Source organism: Streptomyces sp. YS-3, from assembly GCF_045257485.1.
GTDB lineage: Bacteria > Actinomycetota > Actinomycetes > Streptomycetales > Streptomycetaceae > Streptomyces.
Genome location: NZ_JBJHPC010000562.1, coordinates 1 through 4,642, shown reverse-complemented (window position 1 = coordinate 4,642; position 4,642 = coordinate 1). Strand labels below are relative to the sequence as shown.

Annotated in this window: 4 protein-coding genes; 1 reads left to right on the top strand and 3 read right to left on the bottom strand. The window is 72.3% G+C overall.

Annotation, left to right across the window (positions count from 1 at the left end):
• Nucleotides 1-636 precede the first annotated feature (636 nt).
• Complete coding sequence (locus ACJA3G_RS30720) at nt 637-1,140, top strand: hypothetical protein (RefSeq protein WP_406556309.1); 504 nt, start codon at nt 637-639, stop codon at nt 1,138-1,140.
• A gap of 84 nt (nt 1,141-1,224) precedes the next feature.
• Here the strand turns inward: ACJA3G_RS30720 and ACJA3G_RS30715 are convergent, their stop codons facing one another.
• From ACJA3G_RS30715 to ACJA3G_RS30705, 3 genes are all read right to left on the bottom strand, one after another.
• Complete coding sequence (locus ACJA3G_RS30715; RefSeq protein ID WP_406556308.1) at nt 1,225-2,238, bottom strand: MerR family transcriptional regulator; 1,014 nt, start codon at nt 2,236-2,238, stop codon at nt 1,225-1,227.
• Nucleotides 2,239-2,241: 3 nt separating this feature from the next.
• A complete protein-coding gene (locus ACJA3G_RS30710) occupies nt 2,242-2,922 on the bottom strand; it encodes a HEAT repeat domain-containing protein (RefSeq protein ID WP_406556307.1) in 681 nt (226 codons plus the stop codon).
• A 154-nt stretch (nt 2,923-3,076) separates the two neighbouring features.
• A partial coding sequence (locus ACJA3G_RS30705; protein WP_406556306.1) for a PP2C family protein-serine/threonine phosphatase occupies nt 3,077-4,642 on the bottom strand: 1,566 nt, incomplete at its 5' end.

Below are 4,642 nucleotides of genomic sequence, written 5' to 3'. Positions count from 1 at the left end.
CGGCGGTCGCGGCGGTGGTGGTGGACGCGTTCGGGGTGGCGGCGGCGGTCGGCGCCGCGGCGATCACCCCGGCCGCAGCGATGAGGGCGAGCGGCCACAGCGGACGACGGTGACGGGGGAACAGATGCACGGTGGAACACCTTTCAATTACCGTAATGCCCCAGTAAGGGCCTTTCGTTATTACTCAACACCCGTCCGGCGTTCTCCGCTTCTCCGGTGTGTCATACGTGCCATGGCCCCAAGGAGTCGCGTCCTGACGGCAGTAGCCCGGCTGGGCCAATGGCGAGAGCCGACGTCGCCTTCGACTTCGCTCAACACGCCTGCGGGGCAGTGGGGTTCGCACGGCCGGTTCGGCGCCGTGGTGGCGGCGGCCGGACAGGGCGACGAGTTCATCCCCGGCGTGGGCCTCTTGCCCACCCGGGGGACGCTCCCACAGCCCGTGCGACCAGGCGTTTCTACCGGCCGGTACGCAGGGAGGCACGGGTCGTCAGACACGGTGCTTCCCGTTATTCTCGGAAGTGAGGGACCACCGCAACTGCCCCGGCCTCCGCAGAGGAGCCGGCCTGGCGCGGAGTGTCCGTCACTCCGTCGTCCCGTCATCACCCGCGAGGCTCTGCGGTGACGAAGGGAGCGGTCATGAACATCCTCGTCCGGCGTCGTACGCCGGCCCTCTTGTGCACGGCGCTGATGATGGCGACCGGTCTGGCGCTCGCGCCCGGCGCGGCTGCCGCGCAGACATCGGCCACGGCCCCCCAGCGGCAGTGCACCGTCCGCGACGGCTATCCGCCCGAGGAGCGGAACACCGGCGTCGGCGGCACGCCCACGAAGTACAAGCACACGCGCTCCCCGTACATAGGCGGCCGGTACGACAGGTGCGCAAACACACTCAAGTTGTACTACGGCGGCTACAGCAGCCCCCAGTTCGCCTACTACGAGGTGTCGTACGCCCATCCGACCGGGCGCGACTGGGTCAGCTGGCAGGTGCGCATGGGGCCGGACCGGGTCGCGACCTGGAACAACCCCGAAATCGGCAGCTGGAACTTCAAGGTCCGTGCCTGCGCCCAGTCGATCGACGAGGGCCAGGGACGCAACTGCACGGGCTGGTCCCCGCAACTGTTCGTCTACACGGGCTCCGGCTGACCGGTTCGCCCATGCGCGGGAGGCCCACGGCCGGTCACACCCCGGAGGAGGGCGCGGCCGGCCCCACAGCGCGGCCCCGGTCGGTCAGCCCGCGTCCCGCAGTCGAAGGAGATACACCGCGGTCAGCGCGACGGCACGGTCCTTGTCGGACGACAGCTCCGCGAGGGCACGCGACGCCGTCGCCCCCGGGATGCCGGCCAACGCCTGGGTCAGCCGCCCCCGGGCCGGCTGACCGGTGGATTCGCTGAAGCCGCTGCCCAGACGGTCGACGAGCAGGGCCGCGATCCGCTCCGCCGTGGCGGTGTCGCTCGCCAGCACGCTCAGAGCGTCGGCGGCGTCGGTGTCGTTCCGGCCCTCCACGATCATGTCGACGAGCACCGGAACCGCGGCGGCCACTCCACGTGTCCCGAGCGCCACAGCCGCCTGACCCCGGACCACCGCGTCCGGGCTGGCGAGGGCGTCCCGCAGCCGCTCGGCGGCCTCGTCGCCGGGCAGCTCGGCGAGGGACCGGACGGCACGTTCGCGCACGGCCGCCACCGGGGAGGCGAGCCCCTTTGCCAGGAGGTCCGGGCCGCCGTCGCCCGCTCGCGCCAGCGCCCAGCGCAGGGCTCCGGCGACGTTCGGATCGGGCTCGCCCAGTACCGCCTCGACCAGGGCCTCGACCGGCACCGAAACGCCGTCGACCGAGGAGAGGGCGGCACGCTGGCGGGCGTCGGCGCTCGTCGAGCCCAGTGCCTGCAGAAGGGCGACGACCTGGAGGACGTCCGCCCAGTCGTCGGGCTCCGCGGCGTCGATCCGGCACAGCCGCGTGAGCAGTTCGGTCTCCGCCGCGATACGTGTCCGTGTCTGGTCGATGAGGTCGCCGACGAGCGCCGAGGGCGTGAGGCCGGGATCGTCGAGGGCGCGCCCGATCTCCCGCAGCGACAGCCCCAGCGAGCGCAGGCTCTCGATCTGGAAGATCCGCCGGATGTCCGCGCCGGAGTACTCCCGGTATCCGGAACCGGTACGCCCCGAGGGCCGCACCAGACCCAGCGACTCGTAGTGCCTGAGCATGCGGGCGCTGACCCCGGAGCGTCGCGCCACCTCACCGATCAACACGTCTCATTCTCCCTCGCGGCCGTCCCCGCCGTCCCCGCCGAGGGCCACCACGCGCTTCGCCTCCTCGACGGCGAACCCGAACCCGGCGTCCGGGTCGTGCAACAGCCGCTCGGTGGCGAGCGCGTGGGCGCGCACACGTGGGTCGGGGTCGGCCGTCGCCGCGTGCAGAGCCGGCCCGATCGCCTCACCCAGCGAGACCAGGGCCCGGCTCAGACTGAGCTGGGTCTCCCGCTCACCGCGCCCGAGCTGCGTCGTCAGCACCGCTGCCAGGGCGGGCTCTTCGCCGTACGGTACGAGAACGACCGCGGTCCGCCAGGCGGCCCGCGCCACCTCCTCGTCCGCGTCGCCCAGCAGCGCCGGGGTGACCGAGGGCCACGCCCGCCGGTCCCCGATCTTGGAGAGGGTGTGCAGCGCCTGGCTTCGCGCCTGCGCCTGCTCGGAGCCGAGGGCGCGGAGCAGCGCCGGGAGCGTCAAGGACACCGGGTGACGGGTGAGCGCCCACGTCAGCATGTCGCGGACGAAGAACTCGGGCTCGCACGCGCAGCGCTCGACGAGCTTGTCGACGAAGCGCGGATCGGGCGCCGTACCGACCTCCAGAGCGGCCCGCAGCCGTACGGAGGACCGGGCGTCCTCCAGCCCCTGGAGTGCTCGGACCGTCTCGGTGGTGTGCTGCGTGATCGTCATGGGACCACCTCCTCGGCAAGCAGTGAAGGCCTTGTCACTGTGTCAAGGTCAAACGGGGGTGGGCCGGGGCGTGGTCGTCATGGCTGAGCGGCCCGTCCGCCGGGCACGTGTGACGGTCCGGGGCAGGGGTGCGTCTGCGCCCCTGCCCCTTCGGTCACGCCGACCGCTCCTCAAGGACCTCGATGCCGATGAGGCAGGTGTCGTCGTCGGTGTCGGACTTGCTGTACGTCAGCAGTCGGTCCAGGCGCTGGCTGAGTCCGTCGACCGGGGTCTGGGCGTTGGTCAGCAACTGCGTGAGGGACTCCTGCATCGCGGTGTCCCGTCGCTCGACGAGGCCGTCCGTGTACATCAGCAGGGTGTCGCCCGGCTGGAGTTGGATCTCGTCCTCTTCGTAGGCGGCCTCGGGCAGCGCTCCCAGCAGGAGGCCCCCGGTGAGCGGCAGGGCGCTCGCCCGGTCCGTGCGGACCAGGACCGGGGGGAGGTGTCCGGCGCGGGCCCAGCGCAGCGTACGGGTGGTGGGGTCGTACAGGGCGCAGACGGCGGTGGCCGTGACCTGGTCGGTGAGGTGGTGGGCGACGTTGTTGAGCCAGGACAGGAGCTGTCCCGGTCCCGCCCCCGTCATGGCCAGGCCGCGCAGGGCGTTGCGCAGGATCACCATGCCGGTGGCCGCGTCGATGCCGTGGCCCGCGACGTCGCCGACGCACAGCAGGATCTGCTCGGAGGGCAGGACGACGGCGTCGTACCAGTCACCGCCGACCAGGGCCTCGGACTCGGCGGGCCGGTAGCGCACGGCGACCTGCAGACCTGGTACCTGGAGCGGGCCGTGGGCCGGCGGCATGATGGCGTGCTGGAGTTGCAGCGCCAGCCGGTTGCGTTCGGCGGACTCCTGCGCGGTCTGGGCGAGTTGGTCGCGGGTGGCCGCCAGGGCGACCTCGGTCCAGTGCTGGGCGGAGATGTCCTGGTAGGCGCCCCGGATGCGGAGCAGGTGCCCCTCGCTGTCGAGGACCGGTTCGGCGACGATGCGGATGTGCCGGGTGACCCCGTCGCCGCGCTGGAGCCGGAAGGCGACGGTGGCGGAGCGCTGGTGGAACAGGATGGTGCGCAGGAACCGGCCGATGGCGATGGCATCGTCGGCGTGGGCGTGCGCGGCGAGGTCCTTGAGGGGGACGGGGCCCTGTGTGGGGGGCCGCCCGTGGAGGGCGTAGAGCTGGCTGTTCCAGGTGATCTCGCCGGTCGCGAGGTCCTCCTCGAAGCCGCCGATGCGGCCGAGCCGCTGGGCGTGCTGGAGCAGGCTGGCGAGGCGGGCGGTCTCGTCCTCGATGCGCCAGATCACCAGCAGGCTGCTGCCGTGACGGGTGACGCTGATGTCGGCGACGAGCTGCAGGGGGACCTGGTCGACCAGCGTCGTGAGCGCTATGCGCTGGACGCGCAGGGGCTCGCCGGTGGCGTAGACCCGCTCCATGTGGTTGTAGAGGTCGCTGCCCCCGATGGCCATGGGGTACGTCTCCAGCAGCAGCCCGCCGTTGAGGGCGCTGCGCGGACGGCCGGCCGGGTCCTTGAAGTGGACGTTGGCGTGGTGGATGCGGAAGTCGGCCAGGCTGCCGTCGGTGTTCAGGTGCGGGGTGAGGACGAGGGCCGCGTCGTGCAGTCCGTCGGACAGGTCGACCAGTTCGGCCGCGGCCGGATCGCGCCCGGTGGAGCGGGGCACCGAGGGCGAGGG